Annotated in this window: 13 protein-coding genes; 9 read left to right on the top strand and 4 right to left on the bottom strand. The window is 49.9% G+C overall.

The genetic code is table 11. From position 1 onward, the window contains the following. Positions 1–125: 125 nt before the first annotated feature. From PY479_RS12345 to PY479_RS12335, 3 genes are read right to left on the bottom strand one after another with little or no spacing between them, the layout of a single operon-like run. Positions 126–1,064: a slipin family protein gene (locus PY479_RS12345; protein ID WP_212594654.1), complete on the bottom strand. Its 939-nt coding sequence runs from the start codon at positions 1,062–1,064 to the stop codon at positions 126–128. Continuing rightward, the gene (locus PY479_RS12340) at positions 1,061–1,978 is read right to left on the bottom strand and encodes a slipin family protein (RefSeq protein WP_212594655.1); all 918 of its coding nucleotides are present in this window, start codon (positions 1,976–1,978) and stop codon (positions 1,061–1,063) included. Before PY479_RS12340 ends, PY479_RS12345 begins: the two co-directional genes overlap by 4 nt. A gap of 22 nt (positions 1,979–2,000) precedes the next feature. Next, complete coding sequence (locus PY479_RS12335) at positions 2,001–2,462, bottom strand: NfeD family protein (RefSeq protein ID WP_275483950.1); 462 nt, start codon at positions 2,460–2,462, stop codon at positions 2,001–2,003. A 440-nt stretch (positions 2,463–2,902) separates the two neighbouring features. On the opposite strand from PY479_RS12335, the gene PY479_RS12330 reads away from it, so the two are divergent. From PY479_RS12330 to PY479_RS12320, 3 genes are all read left to right on the top strand, one after another. Then, positions 2,903–3,649 carry a DUF5020 family protein gene (locus PY479_RS12330; protein ID WP_212596691.1) on the top strand — a complete coding sequence of 249 codons (747 nt, stop codon included), beginning with the start codon at positions 2,903–2,905 and terminating at the stop codon, positions 3,647–3,649. Positions 3,650–3,787: 138 nt separating this feature from the next. After that, the gene (locus PY479_RS12325) at positions 3,788–4,714 is read left to right on the top strand and encodes an acyltransferase (RefSeq protein WP_275483949.1); all 927 of its coding nucleotides are present in this window, start codon (positions 3,788–3,790) and stop codon (positions 4,712–4,714) included. Further along, the gene (locus PY479_RS12320; RefSeq protein WP_275483948.1) at positions 4,714–5,649 is read left to right on the top strand and encodes an acyltransferase; all 936 of its coding nucleotides are present in this window, start codon (positions 4,714–4,716) and stop codon (positions 5,647–5,649) included. Before PY479_RS12325 ends, PY479_RS12320 begins: the two co-directional genes overlap by 1 nt. Here the strand turns inward: PY479_RS12320 and PY479_RS12315 are convergent. Then, a complete protein-coding gene (locus PY479_RS12315) occupies positions 5,628–6,116 on the bottom strand; it encodes a DUF523 domain-containing protein (protein WP_275483947.1) in 489 nt (162 codons plus the stop codon). The genes PY479_RS12320 and PY479_RS12315 overlap by 22 nt on opposite strands. Before the next feature lie 273 nt (positions 6,117–6,389). Between PY479_RS12315 and PY479_RS12310 the strand changes: the two genes are divergently transcribed. The 6 genes from PY479_RS12310 (at position 6,390) to PY479_RS12285 (ending at position 17,726) form a co-directional block, all read left to right on the top strand. After that, positions 6,390–7,124: a GntR family transcriptional regulator gene (locus PY479_RS12310; RefSeq protein WP_275483946.1), complete on the top strand. Its 735-nt coding sequence runs from the start codon at positions 6,390–6,392 to the stop codon at positions 7,122–7,124. Positions 7,125–7,144: 20 nt separating this feature from the next. Beyond that, positions 7,145–8,017, top strand: a complete 873-nt coding sequence (gene prpB, locus PY479_RS12305) for a methylisocitrate lyase (RefSeq protein WP_212594661.1) — start codon at positions 7,145–7,147, stop codon at positions 8,015–8,017. Between the two features lie 116 nt (positions 8,018–8,133). Next, entirely contained in the window at positions 8,134–9,258 is a 1,125-nt protein-coding gene (prpC, locus tag PY479_RS12300) for a 2-methylcitrate synthase (protein WP_275483945.1), read from the top strand. A 73-nt stretch (positions 9,259–9,331) separates the two neighbouring features. Continuing rightward, positions 9,332–11,929 carry a Fe/S-dependent 2-methylisocitrate dehydratase AcnD gene (gene acnD / locus PY479_RS12295; RefSeq protein WP_275483944.1) on the top strand — a complete coding sequence of 866 codons (2,598 nt, stop codon included), beginning with the start codon at positions 9,332–9,334 and terminating at the stop codon, positions 11,927–11,929. Beyond that, on the top strand, positions 11,929–13,128 hold the full coding sequence (gene prpF, locus PY479_RS12290; RefSeq protein ID WP_275483943.1) for a 2-methylaconitate cis-trans isomerase PrpF: 1,200 nt from the start codon (positions 11,929–11,931) through the stop codon (positions 13,126–13,128). Before acnD ends, prpF begins: the two co-directional genes overlap by 1 nt. 278 nt (positions 13,129–13,406) lie before the next feature. After that, positions 13,407–17,726, top strand: a complete 4,320-nt coding sequence (locus PY479_RS12285; RefSeq protein WP_275483942.1) for an EAL domain-containing protein — start codon at positions 13,407–13,409, stop codon at positions 17,724–17,726.

Here is a 17,726-nt window from a genome sequence, read left to right as displayed (position 1 = left end):
TGCGCTTACGGCTTGAGTTAGTTGATGTCGCCATAAAGAAGTCCTCTTTATGTCAACGTATTTCAGGACGGGACAGTTAAGTCAAAAAAGGCCGCAATTAGCGGCCTTTTTGTTGTGTAATGGAGCTATGACTGCTCCTCTTCCAAACCAATGGCACCCATCCACTGTTGGAAGTCTATCAGATTTGCAGGCAGGACCACCCGGCTCCCGGATTTACCTAATTTATTGAGTTTGCCCAGATACTGTTCGCCCAACTGCATTCGCAGCGCGTTACGGCCACCGGGCGCACTGATCACTGCCGCCAGTTTTTCAATGGATTCCGCCGTTGCTTGTGCCAAAGCTAGGATTTCCTGTGCTTTACCTTCAGCCTCGTTAATACGGCGCTGCATCTCCCCTTCTGACAGGTTAATCATCTCCTGTTTCACCCCTTCAGAACGGTTAATTTTACTCTGCTTATCGCCCTCACTTTTGGCGAGCAGCGCCCGCCGTTCACGTTCCGCATTAACCTGCATCTCCATGGCGTTTTTAACTGTTTCTGGCGGGGTAATATTTTTGATTTCGTAACGATGCACGCGAATACCCCAAGATGCGCCGGCCTGATCCAACACTTCAACCACTTTGGCGCTGATAAGGTCTCGCTCTTCAAAGGTTCGGTCTAGTTCCAACGTTCCTATCACCGAGCGAGTAGTCGTTTGTGCCAGTTGGATTGCGGCAAAGCGGTAGTCGGTAACACCATAGCTGGCTTTGATTGGGTCCACCACTGACAGGTAAATCACCCCATCCACTTCCACATTCACTTCGTCACTGGAAAAGCATTCCTGCGGCGGAACATCAATGGTTTCCTCTTTCAGATCATGGATATAAGCCACATTATCCACAAAAGGGATCAGCGCGTGGAATCCTGCATCCAGTGTTGCGTGGTACTTGCCCAGCCGTTCGACAATATAGGCAGACTTAGTTGGCACCAATCGAATAGAACGGAACAGATTTACAATGAAAATCAGGAAAATAATGCCCCATATCACCAGCACCAGTATATCGGTATCAAATTCTGTCGGGATCATGCTTTTGCTCCTTTCACACTATCGGCCACCTGTTCCATGCCCGCAAAGAATCCTTCCATCTTCGCCAACTCTGCCGGCACGATGGCTATATCCGCCTGCGCAATCACTTCACCGATCTGCTCGATAAATTGCTCCTTTAGCTGCATATTCACCGCATCCTTGCCGCCCTCAGTTGCTAGGGCTTGTGCCACCAAAGCCATCGCCTGCGCTTGGGCATTGGTAACAATCGCAATTTCCTGCGCGGTACCCATAGCTTCGTTGATACGTTTCTGCTTTTGCCCCTCGGAGATGTTGATCGCCTCCTGACGCTCACCCTGCGACATATTAATCATCGCTTCCTTTTCGGCATTGGCGAGAGTGATTTCTGCGCGCTTACGCCGCTCAGCCTCCATCTGTTTTTCCAGCGTATGGATCACATGGCGGGACGGGCTGATGTTTTTAATTTCATAGCGCAGCATCTTGATCCCCCAGGGATCAGAAGCTTTGTCAATCTCACGGACAATGGCCTCGTTCAGTCGTTCGCGTTCAGAAAAGGTCTCGCTGAGACTGAGTTTGCCGATCTCAGAACGCATGGTGGTCTGAGCCAGGTTTACTGCGGCCATTCGATAGTCTTCGATACCATAGCTAGCGAGCTTGCCGTCCATTACCTTCAGGTAAACCAACCCATCGACCTCCAGCTGAATGTTGTCTTTGGAGATACAACTCTGTGGTGGCACGTCCAGTACCTGCTCACGGGTATCGTGGCGGTAAGCAACGCGGTCAAAAAACGGAATCAAGAAATGAAAGCCTGGTTGCAGCACAGTACGAAACTTTCCAAGTCTTTCAATAACGTGCACTTCGCGCATCGGTACGATGAGCATCAGTTTGTATAAGATGAATCCTACAAATAGGATCAGAATGGTAAACGCAAACATAAGGTCCTTCCTGTTTGTTGTTTCACTCACCGTCCGGTAACGGTTCCACCACTAAGGCAATATTCTCGCGGCAAATAATTCTGACCCGAGCGCCTATTGGTATCACGCTACCATCCCCTAACGCAGGCCAATCGGTCCCTTGAAAAGTAATACGTCCGGTCTTTTCGCCTGGGCCAATCGTTTCCTTCACTTGCCCCTGTTGGTTGTAGATGTCTAGCTCCTCATCGGTATTATCTACGTGAGAATCGCCGCCCATCATGCGTTGGGTAATTTGGCGGAAACTCAGCAATAAAATAATGGAAGTGATAAACCACAGTGTCAGACTCTGTACCCATCCATGCACTATGCCGGTCCAGATTGCCCCAGCGACCACCACGCACGCTGCACCAAGAAACACCACGATGCCGCCAGGGATCACCAGCTCAGCCAACATCAGCACGGCACCGGCTATAAGCCAGTACCACACAGCATCAGAAGACATCATATTCTTTCCCCTCGAAATTTGGTCTTCACCGTTTCACTATATCAACAGTCTTTTACAATTGCGACATAATATGTCAAAGAATGAAATAAAACTGAATAGGCTTGCCACACATATGTTGATTGAATTAGCAGCAGAAAGGACAACAAGATCACAATTTCAGCATCTTTTAGTTCTCAGAAGGCACAATGCAGCTGGCTAATTTCTGAATTTTACAAAAATAATGCTATTTATCATTGTGTTAATAGGTTTCCACCAAAAACTGGTCAAAATGCAAAAATCCTTTGAGTCCGACGACGTTTTTCCCTATATTTCCCAAGTTTTTTAAACCGGGTGCAGCGCATTGGATTTAGTTGATAGACAGCGTGATGCTGCACCGATGGAAATCTATTCCGGTAGTAACAACTGTATTGCTTTTTACTCTACAACTAGGGAAACCGATGATGAAAAAAACCTGCCTGCTTCTGGCACTGTTGCTGTCACCACAAGCCTTCTGTGATGATCTGCTGCAGTGGACAGATACCAGCGTCACTGTACTTTACGGTGATGACTACAAACTGGCGCCTTCCGATGAACAAACCACCGCGACTATTGAATCTGCCGGTGCATGGAAATATGGCGACTGGTTCCTGTTCCACGATTTCATTCACATGGATGATTCTTACGGCGATTCCAATACTAACTATGGTGAAATTTCACCCCGCTTCAGCGCCAGCAAAATTCTGGGACAGCAAGTTGGTTATGGTGCAATTACTGATGTTTCATTGGCACTGACTTATGAGCACGGTGAAGGTGATGTCGAGAGCATGCTTTATGGTATTGGCCTTGACTTCAAAGCGCCTTATTTCTCATACCTGCAGTTAAATACTTATCGTCGTGATGCCAATAATAACAATAGCAGTGGTTGGCAGTTCACCCCAGTTTGGCGTATGGACTTTCCGGTTGGCGACAGCAACATCGTGTTTGATGGCTTCATGGACTGGGTTTTCGCTTCCGATGGCGATCAGGGCTACAAAACTAACCTCCATTTTAATCCACAGATTAAATACGATTTGGGTGCCATTATTTTCGGCGCAGCTCAGAAAAACCGTCTGATGGTAGGTATCGAATACGATTACTGGAAGAACAAGTACGGCGTAGATGGCGTTGACCAGAATACCTACTCCGTCATCGTGAAGTATCACTTCTAATATCGGCGTTCATGCATTGAGAAACCTGGCGTTATCACAACGCCGGGTTTTTTATTGTCCTAAATGGCCAATCATTGTTGGAATGACCACATTCCTAGGTCTGTGGATTGAGCATGAAGCTATCTGCGGGTAACATAAGTGGCCAAATTTCCATCCTGTGACGGAGTCTATACGTTGTATTTCATCCGCGGCTGTCTAGCCTTTTGCTGTTACGTCATCAACACCCTACTGTGGTGTATTCCTATATTGTTAGGCAGTCTGGTGAAACTGTTATTCCCCATTAAACAACTCCAGCAGGGCTGTCGTCGTTTTCTGGATCGTTGCGCCACAGGCTGGATCAGTACCAACGGCATTATTGAAAAGCTGTTTCATCCGCTCAAAATTCATGTTGATGCCATGCCAGCGTTATCCGTTAACGAGTGGTATATGGTCATTGCCAACCATCAGAGCTGGGTGGATATTCTGGTGCTACAACGGCTGCTAAACCGTAAAATCCCGTTCCTAAAATTTTTTCTGAAACAACAGCTTATTTATGTTCCAGTATTGGGACTCGCCTGGTGGGCACTGGATTTCCCATTTATGCGGCGCTATACCACCGCACAACTGAAAAAGAATCCCAAGCTGCGTGGTAAGGATATAGAAATCACCCGTAAAGCCTGTACCAAGTTTAAACACAGCCCGGTCAGTGTCATGAACTTTGTAGAAGGCACCCGTTTTCGTCCGGCCAAACATCAGCGGCAGAATTCCCCCTATCGTCACCTGTTGCGCCCCCGTGCTGGCGGCCTAGCGTTTGCATTGTCCGCAATGGGTGAGCAAATCCATAAATTGCTGGATGTCACCATTTATTATCCGCAGAAGCGGCCAACCTTCTGGGAATACATCAGCGGCCATCTTCCAGAAGTATACGTGCACGTTGAACTGCAGGAGATCACGCAGGATATGCGCGGCGATTACATGAATGATCGCGAGTTCAAACAACACTTTCAGGAGCAGCTAAATCAGATTTGGCACCACAAAGACGACGTGCTTGAGCGCTTACAAGCACAAGCCAAAGGAGATGCCTGATGCTGCATTTTCTGCCCAGTTCTGTGTTATTTGTTTTAAGTTCTACTTTATTGATATTAAACACTATTCTCTGGAGTTCTTTGGTTTGTATTGGCGGACTATTTAAGCTGATATTGCCATGGCGTCCGTGGCAAGTCTCGGTCACCCGACTGATGAATACTTTTATGTGGGGTTGGGCGACTTGGAACGGCGGAATTTTGCATCTGATCGCCAAAGTAGAGTGGGATGTTAAAGGCGTAGAACATCTGCGCAAAGATGGTTGGTATTTGCTGGTCAGTAACCACCTGAGTGGTTTCGATATAGCGGCGCAAACTTACATTTTTCGCAATCACATTCCAATGTTGAAGTTCTTTTTGAAAAAGGAACTGTTATATATCCCATTGATGGGTCTCGGTTGCTGGGCGTTGGACATGCCGTTTATGAACCGCACCAGTCCAGAGAAACTGAAAAAAAATCCTAAGTTGAAAGGTAAAGATCTGGCCACCACCAGACGCTCTTGTGAGAAATTTAAATACCTGCCGACCTCTATCATCAATTACGTGGAAGGCAGTCGTTTTACTGAAGCCAAGCGTAAACGTCAGAACTCGCCCTACCAGCATCTGCTTAAACCAAAAGCTGGCGGTATTGCCTTTACCCTGTCCGCCATGGGCGAACAGTTTGATGCGCTGCTAAACGTTACCGTGGTTTACCCCGATGCCCCCAAAGATATTCTCAATGCGGTGATGCACGGCAAGGTACACAAGATAGTCATTCGCGTTGAAGCACTGCCGGTACCACAAGTCGACGCGGAACAGTACTTTAATGAGCCAGAGTATCGCGTGGCGTTTCAGCGCTGGCTCAATCAGATCTGGGAAGCCAAGGACACGCAGATCACAGAACTTCTGGCACAACATCAAGCGACAGCCGAAAGTTATCAGGACAAAGTCATATCCTGAGATTCCCCGTACCGCCGTTGCCACCAGGTAGCGGCGGCATCTAACTCAAGTTCAGAAAACACTGCAATACCGGCGCTTTTCAATGCTGCGGCAGTAACACCGTCGCCAACCTTGAGATGACGACTAAAACTACCATCGTACACTTGTCCGACACCACAGGAAGGACTGCGCGCTTTCAAAATGGCCATGACCACCTGTTGTTGCCTTGCCAAATTTATCGTCTGCATCGCGCCTCGTTGAAATGCCTCAGTAACGTCCTCGCCATCGACGGTTAACACGCGAACGCCAAGCTGTTCAACAGGCGCTCTGGGCGTTGCTAAGCCACCAGCAATTTCTGGACACATCACGACCAAGCGCTGCTGTTGCCGCCACAGCGCCATACGCGGGTCGTTTAATAAATTATCTTGGCCGTCATAGCGTACCTTTTCGCCCATCAAGCAAGCACTTACCAGAATTTTGTCGTTCATTTATCGGCTATCCCATGTTACCAACCGCCTTGATTGTAACAGGCATCAAGTACAGGTGCAGTTATCGCAATCTCAAATATTGTCTACAAATCATATCAGCACCCGCTTAATATATTGAATATTTTTTAGCCTTAAAATTAAACTAATTATCTGTTTAATAATGCTTTTATGTTTATTAGATAATTTTGTTAGACTTACGTCTAAACCTCATATTGTTGACAATTTAAGCTGCTAAATTTAAGGTCAACGCACATTTAATCGACAGGACAGCTCATGGGACAGCCGCTATCACCTCAGGAATTGCTGGACATTGTACCTCAGGAAAAAGGTCTCACTTTGGTGGAACAAGTACTGGTGCAGATCCAAACCAGCATTATCAAAGGTGAGCTGCCTGCAGGTAGCAAAATCAATGAACAGGCTTTGGCTGAAAAATATGGCATCAGCCGTGGACCCACACGAGAAGCGTTGCAATTGCTGGAGCGTCAGCGTTTGGTGGTGCGAGTACCGCATATCGGCGCACGCGTTGCGGCACTGACCGTTGAAGAACTTAATGACCTGTATGAACTACGCAGCACACTGGAAGTAATGGCCTGTGAACTGGCCGCTAAACGCATCACCGAAGCACAACTCAATAACCTGTGGCAGCTGTTAGAACGTCAGGAAGCTGCGTTGGAAAACGGTGACAGCTACTTTCAGCAGGAAGGCGATGTGGATTTTCACTATCAAATCATCCAGGCCAGTGGTAACCGTCATTTACAGGAAACGCTGATGGGCGGTCTCTATCATCTGTTACGGATGTACCGTTATCAATGTACCAACAATAGCCGCCGTCCAGTCAGAGCCATCGCCGAACATCGCCGCATCGTTGAAGCCATTGCCCAACACGATGCCGAACTTGCCGGATTGCTGATGCGCCGTCATATCGAGCAAGGACGACAGAATACTGAACAAAGATTGAAACAGCTTCAGGCGCAGCCCCCAGCGGGTAAGCCGTTGGCACTATCCTGAAGCGACAAAAGGAGAGACACATGAAATCTAGCGCCGGATTGAAATTCCGCCAGGCCGTGGCCAATAACAAACCTCTGCAGATCGTTGGGACCACCAATGCCTACTTTGCCTTAATGGCAGAACAATGTGGCATTCAGGCTCTCTACCTTTCTGGTGCTGGGGTAGCAAATGCTTCCTATGGCCTGCCAGATCTGGGGATGACATCCATGAACGATGTGTTGATTGATGCCAGCCGTATCACTTCTGCTACCGGACTGCCACTGTTGGTCGATATCGACACCGGTTGGGGCGGCGCCTTCAATATTGCCCGCACCATCAAAGAGTTTGAGAAAGCCCAAGTAGCCGCAGTGCATATGGAAGATCAGGTGTCGCAAAAACGCTGTGGTCACCGTCCCAATAAAGCGGTGGTCAGCACTGAGGAGATGGTCGATCGCATCAAAGCTGCCGTGGATGCCCGCCAGGATGAAAATTTCGTCATCATGGCGCGTACTGATGCCGTAGCCGTGGAAGGACTGGAATCCGGTATTGAGCGCGCCGCGGCTTATATTGAAGCCGGTGCCGACATGATTTTCGCTGAAGCACTCACTGAACTACAGCAATATGTCCGCTTTAAGGAGCTGGTCAAGGCACCGATTCTCGCCAACATGACCGAATTTGGCAAAACCGAATTATTCAATAAAGAGCAACTGGCCGAAGTGGGAGTGGATATGGTGCTGTACCCACTGAGTCCGTTCCGTGCTGCCAACAAAGCTGCACTGAAGGTCATGCAAGCATTGGTGGCCGACGGGCACCAACGCAATGTGGTCGATACCATGCAGACCCGTGAAGAGTTGTACCACTATCTGGGGTATCACCAATACGAAGATAAGCTGGATCAGCTGTTTAACAAATAATCGGCGTTAACGCACAGCGGGCTGCCATTGCGGGGGCGAACGGCAGCACGCGGCGCCGAACACAGGCAAGCAATTGCCAAGGTATAAAAGCATTCAACGGAATAGAGGAAGCAGTGATGACTGATAAGAAACTGAGTGGTGCCGGCCTGCGCGGACAAAGCGCTGGTGAAACGGCTCTGAGTACTGTGGGCAAGTCCGGCTCCGGACTCACCTATCGCGGCTACGATGTAAAAGATCTGGCTGAAAACGTCAGTTTTGAAGAGGTCGCTTACCTAATCCTCTACGGCGAACTACCCAACGTTGAACAATTGGCGGCTTATCGACAAAAACTCAAAGGATTACGCGGCTTACCACAGGCACTGAAAGAGGTGTTAGAACGGATCCCGGCGAATGCGCATCCGATGGACGTGATGCGTACCGGTTGCTCCATGCTGGGTAACCTGGAACCTGAAAAGGACTTCAGTGAACAGTATGATGTTGCCGACCGAATGTTAGGCGCATTCCCCTCTATCATCTGTTACTGGTATCGCTTTAGCCACGATGGCGTGCGTATCGACACCGAGACCGATGACGAGCAGATTGGTAGCCATTTCCTACACCTGCTGCACGGCAAAAAGCCCTCACCTTTGTTTGCTCGGGTGGTAGATGTATCACTGATCCTCTATGCAGAACATGAATTTAACGCGTCGACATTCACTGCCCGTGTTTGTGCCTCAACCTTATCGGATATGTTTTCCTGCATCACCGGTGCGATAGGTTCGCTGCGTGGGCCACTGCACGGCGGTGCCAATGAAGCCGCCATGGAACTGATCCAGAATATGCGCGACGAAGATGATGCCCGAGCCACACTGCTGGGCAAACTGGAGCGTAAAGAAAAAATCATGGGCTTTGGTCATGCCATCTATCGCGAGTCAGACCCACGAAACGCCATCATCAAAGGCTGGTCTGAAAAGCTGTCAAAAGAAGTTGGCGATGAACGACTCTATAAAGTCTCAGTGGCTTGCGAAGAGTTAATGTGGAAAGAGAAAAAGCTGTTCTGTAATGCCGATTTCTTCCATGCCAGCGCTTATCACTACATGGGCATTCCGACCAAGCTGTTTACGCCGATTTTTGTGTGTTCCCGACTGACAGGCTGGGCCGCTCACGTAATGGAGCAACGCGCCAACAACCGTATCATTCGACCCAGTGCCGATTACGTAGGTGTCGCACCGCGTGAAGTTCCACCAATTGAACAGCGTTAATCCGGCCACAATAGTGCTTGTGATCGCGGACTAATGGTCCGCGACAGCTAACAGAATTACGGGTGGTATCACCATGAATACAGCTTTCCGTGTGCCGCTAAGCGGCACCTCCCTACACTACTACGACGCGGCGGCGGCCGTCGATGCTATCAAGCCAGGCGCTTGGGCCACCTTGCCCTATACCTCACGGGTACATGCAGAAAATCTGGTGCGGCGTGCAGAGCCAGCGAAACTTAACGACTATCTGTCACAATTGATTGAACGCAAACGCGAACTGGATTTCCCTTGGTTTCCAGCGCGCGTGGTCTGTCATGACATTCTTGGTCAAACAGCACTGGTTGATCTCGCCGGTCTGCGTGACGCTATTGCCGCAAAAGGTGGCGACCCGTCCAAAGTCAATCCGGTAGTGCCGACACAGCTGATTGTCGATCACTCGCTGGCGGTAGAGCATGCCGGCTTTGAACAGGATGCCTTCGAAAAAAACCGCGCCATTGAAGATCGCCGCAACGAAGACCGTTTTCATTTTATCAACTGGTGTAAGACGGCGTTTCGCAACGTTGATGTGATCCCACCGGGCAACGGCATCATGCACCAGATTAACCTGGAACGGATGTCACCGGTGATCCATGCCAAGGACGGGATGGCGTTTCCGGATACATTAGTCGGCACTGACAGTCACACGCCGCATGTGGATGCACTAGGGGTGATAGCAGTAGGTGTTGGCGGTCTGGAAGCTGAAAGTGTCATGCTTGGCCGCGCTTCCTGGATGCGACTACCGGACATTGTAGGCGTAGAATTGAGCGGCAAACCGCAACCAGGCATTACCGCCACCGATATTGTACTGGCGTTGACGGAGTTTCTGCGCAACGAAAAAGTGGTCTCGGCATATCTGGAATTCTTCGGTGAGGGGGCAGCGCACCTGACGCTGGGCGATCGCGCCACGATTGCCAATATGACACCCGAATACGGCGCAACTGCCGCCCTGTTCGCAATTGATCAGCAGACGCTCGATTACCTGCGCCTGACCGGTCGTGATGAGCAGCAAGTACAGTTGGTCGAAACCTACGCCAAACAGGCCGGGCTGTGGGCCGATACACTGCAAGATGCACAGTATGAAAGAGTGCTCAAGTTCAATCTTTCCAGTGTTGGCCGCAATATTGCTGGCCCCTCTAACCCACATAAACGGGTTGCCACCGCCGATCTTGCCGCCAAAGGCATTAGTGGCAAAGTGGAACATCTGGACAATTTAATGCCGGATGGCGCGGTGATTATTGCGGCGATTACCAGCTGCACCAATACCAGCAATCCGCGCAACGTTATTGCCGCGGGTCTGCTGGCGAGAAATGCTGTTAACAAAGGTTTGGTACGTCAACCTTGGGTGAAAACGTCATTGGCACCTGGCTCCAAAGCGGTAGCCTTGTATCTGGAAGAATCCGGACTGTTACCTTATCTGGAACAACTTGGCTTTGGCATTGTTGCCTTTGCCTGCACCACCTGTAACGGCATGAGCGGTGCACTGGATCCCAAAATACAGCAAGAGATTATCGACCGAGACCTGTATGCCACCGCAGTACTTTCTGGCAACCGCAACTTTGATGGCCGTATTCATCCCTATGCAAAACAAGCTTTTTTGGCCTCACCACCGCTAGTAGTGGCCTATGCGCTCGCTGGAACCATCCGTTTTGACATCGAAAAGGATGTACTCGGTACGGATGCACAGGGACAGCCTGTCACCCTGAAAGATATCTGGCCGGATGATGCAGAAATCGATGCCATTATCCGACAATCGGTGAAACCCGAGCAGTTCCGCAAAGTTTATGAACCGATGTTCGACCTGAAAGTGGAATACGGTGACCATATCAATCCGTTATACGACTGGCGGCCGATGAGTACCTATATCCGTCGCCCCCCTTATTGGGAAGGTGCACTTGCCGGTGAACGGACCTTGAAAGGCATGCGACCACTGGCAGTATTAGGTGACAACATCACCACAGACCACTTATCACCGTCCAACGCGATTCTGCCTAGCAGTGCCGCCGGGGAATACTTGACCAAAATGGGGTTACCCGAAGAGGATTTTAACTCTTACGCCACCCACCGCGGGGATCACCTGACAGCGCAGCGCGCAACTTTTGCCAACCCTAAACTGTTCAATGAAATGGTCAAGGACAGCAGTGGTAAAGTCATCCAAGGCTCACTGGCACGTATTGAACCAGAAGGGAAACAAGTGCGGATGTGGGAAGCCATTGAAGCCTATATGCAGCGCCAACAGCCGTTGTGCATCATTGCCGGTAAAGATTATGGTCAGGGCTCCAGCCGTGACTGGGCCGCCAAAGGCGTGCGACTTGCCGGGGTTGAAGCCATTGTGGCAGAAGGCTTTGAACGCATCCATCGTACCAACCTGGTCGGTATGGGAGTGTTACCACTGCAATTCCTGCCCGGCACTAACCGCGACACGTTGGGCATTGATGGTACTGAAACCTTCGACGTATTGGGCGAGCGTACCCCAGGCACCCAACTAACATTACTGGTACATAAACAGGATGGCAGTACTTTGGAAGTGCCAGTGCAGTGCCGCTTGGACACCGCTGAAGAGGTTGCTATCTATGACGCTGGCGGCGTACTCCAACGCTTTGCTCAGGACTTTTTACAGGAGCAGGGGCAAGCATAATGGCTAAAGTACAGATAAAAATCCCAGCCACTTATATGCGAGGTGGTACCAGCAAAGGGGTGTTTTTTCGCTTGCAGGACTTGCCACCAGCAGCGCAGCGACCGGGAGCAGCCCGTGATGCACTGCTGCTAAGAGTGATTGGCAGTCCGGATCCCTATGGCAAACACACTGATGGCATGGGCGGAGCGACATCCAGCACCAGCAAAACCGTGATCCTCAGTCGCAGTCAACACGCAGATCATGATGTGGATTACCTGTTTGGTCAGGTAGCGATTGATAAGCCCTTTATTGACTGGAGCGGCAATTGCGGCAATCTCACCGCAGCGGTCGGGGCCTTTGCTATCAGTAATGGTCTGGTGGATCTGGAACGCATACCTGATAACGGCATCTGTACCGTACGTATCTGGCAGGCCAACATCAGCAAAACCATCATTGCTCATATTCCGGTCGCCAACGGACAAGTCGTCGAGTGTGGTGATTTTGAACTTGATGGTGTGACCTTTCCCGCGGCAGAAGTGCAGATCGAGTTTCTTGACCCCGCAGAAGAGGGGGATGATGGTGCCATGTTTCCTACCGGCAACCTCGTGGATGAACTGGAATTGCCGGACGAATTAGTTGCGGGTGGCAAACTTAAAGCGACGCTGATCAACGCCGGGATCCCCACGATTTTTGTCAATGCCAGCGACATCGGTTACACCGGCACTGAACTGCAGGAAGCGGTCAATGGTGATGCCAAAGCATTAGCGCGTTTTGAGTTATTACGCGCGTATGGTGCTATCAAAATGGGGCTGATTGACTCACTGGCGCAAGCCGAGACCCGCCAGCACACGCCTAAGATTGCCTTTGTCGCACCACCGGCCAGCTATGTCGCGTCCAGCGGTAAAAAAGTGAGTGCCAGCGATATCGACTTGCTGGTCAGGGCCTTGTCGATGGGCAAACTGCATCACGCCATGATGGGCACGGCCGCCGTCGCCATTGCTACGGCGGCCTGTATTCCCGGCACATTGGTGAATCTTGCAGCTGGAGGCGGTGAACGCGGCCAGGTACGTTTTGGTCATCCGTCCGGGACCCTTAAAGTCGGCGCGGAAGCCGAGTGTCATAATGACCAATGGCAAGTTAATAAAGTGATGATGAGCCGTAGCGCTCGAGTGCTGATGGAAGGCACCGTAAGAGTACCAGAAGACTATCAGTCTTACTGAAACGAGTTCTAACCAAAAAGGCCTTGCTTCCTCCCCTTCCGGCAAGGCCTTTTTTATCCCCTGCAACGGTAGGCAGTTTCCTGTGCTTTGTTATAGGATATGTAATTCATAATTAATAATATTGTTACAGGCTCCTTTTGCGTCGACTCCTGAGTTTGCTCGTGCTGGTGTGCTGCCTTGGAACGCTATCGACTTCACTAATAGCCGTTCCCTTATCGAAGCTGCGATTCCAACACATTAACAGCCTTAATGGTCTGCACCAGAACAGTGTCTATGCTTTGTTTGAAGACAAAGGCGGCATACTGTGGATTGGTACGCAAGATGGTTTACAGAGCTATAACGGCACTGACTTCAATCTATTCCTGCACGATCCTTTTCACGAGGATAGCCTCAGCGACAGTTTCATTACGAAGATTGTACAAGGCAGCGATGGCCGTATCTGGGTTGGGACCTACAGTGGTGGCGTTAATCTGTTTCAGCCAGACACAGGTAACTTCCGCCGCTACGGGGCCGCCCAAGGCCTTAAGAGTCTGCAAATTGTTGATATGGCGACTATCGGCAAACAACTCTGGGTCGGCACCACAAAAGGATTATATCGCCTGAGTGATGATGGCAAGCAGATGCTTCCGGTGGCAGTGGGGGATGGAGACCTGCCCATTATCAATAGTTTGTATTCGATGGGCAGTAATAGCTTATTCATTTCAACCGTTAATGACGGTGCATATATTTTCCGCGCCGGGCAATGGTTACCTGTGCCCTTGCCTGCTGGTTCAGCGTCAAACCTCAAGGCGATCAAAGCGCCAGACAACAGCCTTTGGCTAGCTGGGGGCGACAGCCTGTGGCACTACAACAACTTAGCCTTAGCACCACAAAAAATTTACCAACTCCCCCACAGCAATCAAATTATCCACGATATCGCTTTTGTCTCTGCGGATAATCTATGGCTGGGCGGGGATAGCACCGGCATTATCAATTTGCAGTATCAGAACGGGCAATGGCAGGAACACGTTTATCGCTACAGTCCCTTTAATGCCACCGGCCTTAGCGATGATGACATCTATAATCTGCTGTTAGATAAACAAGGTAACCTGTGGATTGGCACTCATTATTCCGGGCTGAATCGCATCAATATTACCCGCCAGTACTTTGCGCACATCTTTAACCAACAGGATCCTTATAACCAGCGGCACTTCAATAATTACCGGGCGATTTTCCGCAGTAGCGACGGCAATCTCTATCTGGGAACCAATAATGCTGGCTTATTCAAACTTGATGCAAAGGGAAATTATCACGCGTTCAACGCAGCATTCGCCAAGGCACTGAATATTGCCCCAGATATGCTGCATATGCGGGTGATGGACATTGCTGAAGATGATCAACAGCAGCTCTGGGTAGCCACCAGCAGTGGCTTGGCTAAATTGACGTTAGCAGGTGAGTTACAGTTATTTCCACAGACCGCTAAGCTGGGATTTGTTAGAGCACTGACCATTGATACGCAACATCGAATTTGGTTCGCGGCGGGGCGGCGGCTTTACCAATTTGATCCTCAAACAGACGAGGCCAAGCCATACACCCCAGCTACCGCCATTCTCCCAACCAGCAATGAACCACATCAGACGATTCTTAATATGAAGTCGGATGCCAGTGGCTTATGGGTCAGTACCATGATGGGAGCATACTGGCTTAACCCAGATACCGGCGAAACCTTAATTTTTCCCGGTGAAGAACTGCCGCACCCATTTGTCCGAGACATCTTGCCGGCAAAAGACGGGAGTATCTGGCTGGCAACCCACGGAGGTCTGACCCATTATGTTCACGGAAAAATGACCACGATAAGTCAGCAAAATGGCCTACCAACGAACACTATTTATGCATTAGCTGAAGCGGCTAACGGTGATATCTGGTTCAGCAGCAATGCCGGGATCAGCCGGTTGCATCCAGCCAATAACAGTATCGAAACCTTTAATGAGAACGAAGGCCTGCAAGCGCTGGAGTTTAACGGTGGGGTAAAATGGCAGGACCCAGATGGCAGCATTTGGTTTGGTGGCATCAATGGTCTGAATCATTTCAACCCGGCAGGGATTCCTCCCGCCAGACCGGCTATTAGCATCGCACTTGCAGCATGGCAACTTGGAGAACAGCGGCACGCTTATTACCAACTCGGGACTCAGCAGCAAATTACATTGCCGTTCAGTCGCAAGGTGCTGAATTTCGAGGTGACGGCCAACGACTTTAGCTACCCTGGGCATGATAACTTCAGTTTTTTGCTGGAGGGTCAGGATAACAACTGGACGCCGCTGCGTAACCAGCATTTGGTAAGTTACACTAATCTTGCCCCTGGCGATTATCGTTTATGGGGGCGTTATCAACTTGAGGGTAACCAGCACGAAGCACCGCAATTGCTGGCACATATCCATATTCAGCCGCCCTACTATCGTACCGTATGGGCTTACGCGGTGTATTTACTGCTGCTCAGCACCATATTAGGTTTGATGTTCCGTCACTATCTCAAACAACGCCTCCATGATCAGCGGATTCAACGGGAAATTAATGCCTCAGAGAAACGTTTACGACTGGCACTCCTGGGGACAGGTGGGCGCATGTGGGACTGGCAACTGAAGAGTGATCGCCTGTATATCACCAGTCAACTGCATGGCGATGAATATAGTGAAGAGATCGATCGACAAAAATTTAACAGCCAGATACACCCTGAAGATCTGCCCAGAACAACCGAACTATTGCAACGGTACATTCGCGGTGAATCACCGTTTTACGAGGCAGAATATCGATTAAAAAGTGCAGATGGGCAATGGTTATGGGGGCTGGATCGCGGTAAAGCGGTGGAATGGGATAAAAATGGTCATCCATTGCGCATGGCCGGAACGCTGACCGATATCTCCAGCCGCAAGCAACAGGAAGACCAGCTGCGCTTATCTTATCAGGTGTTGGAAAGTATGAACGAGGCAGTCGTCATTACGGATCTCGATTACCGGGTAATTGATGTCAATCCGGCGTTTACGCAGCTTACCGGCTTTAGTGACCATAATATCAAGGGCAAGCCGATCCTCTTTCTTACTCGCGGACTCTACCCACGCAGCTTCTATCAGCAAGCTGAAATTACCATGTTGCATCATCATAGTTGGGCCAAGGAGATGCAAATTCGTACTCGCCGTGGAAAATTGCTGCCGGTATGGATGGAAGCCAATCAAGTGCAGGACCATCTGGGGCAAACTAGCCACTTGGTCATGGTATTTAACGACATCACCGAACGTAAAAAAGCTGAGGAAGATTTGCGGCTAATGGCCAATTACGATCAGTTAACGGATTTGCCTAACCGCACACTGTTTCAGGATCGCTTGGAGCACGCGCTGCTACAGGCTTCACGCACCGACACCAAAGTCGCCTTACTGTTTTTGGATTTGGACCGCTTTAAAAATATCAATGATACCCGTGGTCATCAGGTCGGCGATCGGTTGTTAGCCGCAGTTGCTGAACGCTTGCGGCGGGTGATCCGCGAAGGCGACACCGTAGCACGTATCGGCGGGGATGAGTTCACCATCATTCTGGAAGGCGTACGAAAAACCAAAGCCGCGACCGTGATTGCAGAGAAGATTATCAATACGTTAAAGCAACCGTTCGCCTTTGGTCAGACCGTACTGGATATTACGACCTCCATTGGTATCAGCATGTATCCTGACGACGCCGACAACACCGAAGAACTGCTTAAATTTGCCGATACCGCGATGTACCACGCTAAAGCGATGGGACGTAATAACTTCCAGTTCTACACCTCACATATGAACCAGTCTGCTGTGCGGCATATGGAGCTGGAAAGCGGCCTGAAACAAGCCCTGACTCATCAGGAATTCTCGCTGTTGTACCAGCCCAAATTTGCCGTTAAAAACAGTAAACTCACCGGAATGGAAGCATTGTTACGTTGGCATAGCCAGGAGCTAGGGCAGGTATCGCCTGCAGAGTTTATTCCTCTGGCAGAAGAAACCGGCATGATCAGCAGTATTGGTAACTGGGTACTGCAACAGGTGTGTCAGCAATTAACCGAATGGCGCCAGCAAGGATTGCAGCCGGTACCAGTCGCTATCAATCTTTCGGCCAGACAACTCAATAGTGAGATTGTGGACGAAGTCCGCCGGACGTTAGACACCTTTGCATTGCCAGCAAATTTACTTGAGCTAGAACTCACGGAATCAGCAGTAATGCAACATCCGATAGAATCTATCGCCATCCTGACGCAACTGGAGGCACTGGGACTAACGCTGGCGGTGGACGATTTTGGGACTGGCTATTCCAGTCTTGCCTATCTCAAACGCTTCCCTATACATACGCTCAAAATTGATAAAGAGTTTGTACGGGATATTTCAGAAGATCCGGAAGATGCCGCCATTACGAGTGCCATTATCGCCTTGGCTCACAGCCTGGATTTACAAGTCGTGGCTGAAGGGGTCGAGACACAGGAACAACTCAACTTCCTGGCAGATCAAGGCTGTGATCAGATCCAAGGATATCTGCTTGGCAAGCCACTTTCGAACGTCGAATCAGGCAGGTTGTTACAACCCATAACCATCGATAGCCACAAATAA

Origin of the sequence: Shewanella sp. A32, assembly GCF_029167175.1 — a bacterium.
Classification (GTDB): domain Bacteria; phylum Pseudomonadota; class Gammaproteobacteria; order Enterobacterales; family Shewanellaceae; genus Shewanella; species Shewanella yunxiaonensis.
The sequence above is the reverse complement of the archived record's forward strand: the minus strand, read 5'-3'. Positions and strand labels throughout refer to the sequence as shown.

Bases quoted from the DNA above. Each gene is read 5' to 3' on its own strand.
- prpC (WP_275483945.1), top strand. From the start codon at position 8,134: ATGACTGATAAGAAACTGAGTGGTGCCGGCCTGCGCGGACAAAGCGCT.
- prpF (WP_275483943.1), top strand. From the start codon at position 11,929: ATGGCTAAAGTACAGATAAAAATCCCAGCCACTTATATGCGAGGTGGT.
- PY479_RS12310 (WP_275483946.1), top strand. From the start codon at position 6,390: ATGGGACAGCCGCTATCACCTCAGGAATTGCTGGACATTGTACCTCAG.
- prpB (WP_212594661.1), top strand. From the start codon at position 7,145: ATGAAATCTAGCGCCGGATTGAAATTCCGCCAGGCCGTGGCCAATAAC.
- PY479_RS12330 (WP_212596691.1), top strand. From the start codon at position 2,903: ATGAAAAAAACCTGCCTGCTTCTGGCACTGTTGCTGTCACCACAAGCC.
- PY479_RS12320 (WP_275483948.1), top strand. From the start codon at position 4,714: ATGCTGCATTTTCTGCCCAGTTCTGTGTTATTTGTTTTAAGTTCTACT.
- acnD (WP_275483944.1), top strand. From the start codon at position 9,332: ATGAATACAGCTTTCCGTGTGCCGCTAAGCGGCACCTCCCTACACTAC.
- PY479_RS12345 (WP_212594654.1), bottom strand. From the start codon at position 1,064: ATGATCCCGACAGAATTTGATACCGATATACTGGTGCTGGTGATATGG.
- PY479_RS12315 (WP_275483947.1), bottom strand. From the start codon at position 6,116: ATGAACGACAAAATTCTGGTAAGTGCTTGCTTGATGGGCGAAAAGGTA.
- PY479_RS12340 (WP_212594655.1), bottom strand. From the start codon at position 1,978: ATGTTTGCGTTTACCATTCTGATCCTATTTGTAGGATTCATCTTATAC.
- PY479_RS12335 (WP_275483950.1), bottom strand. From the start codon at position 2,462: ATGATGTCTTCTGATGCTGTGTGGTACTGGCTTATAGCCGGTGCCGTG.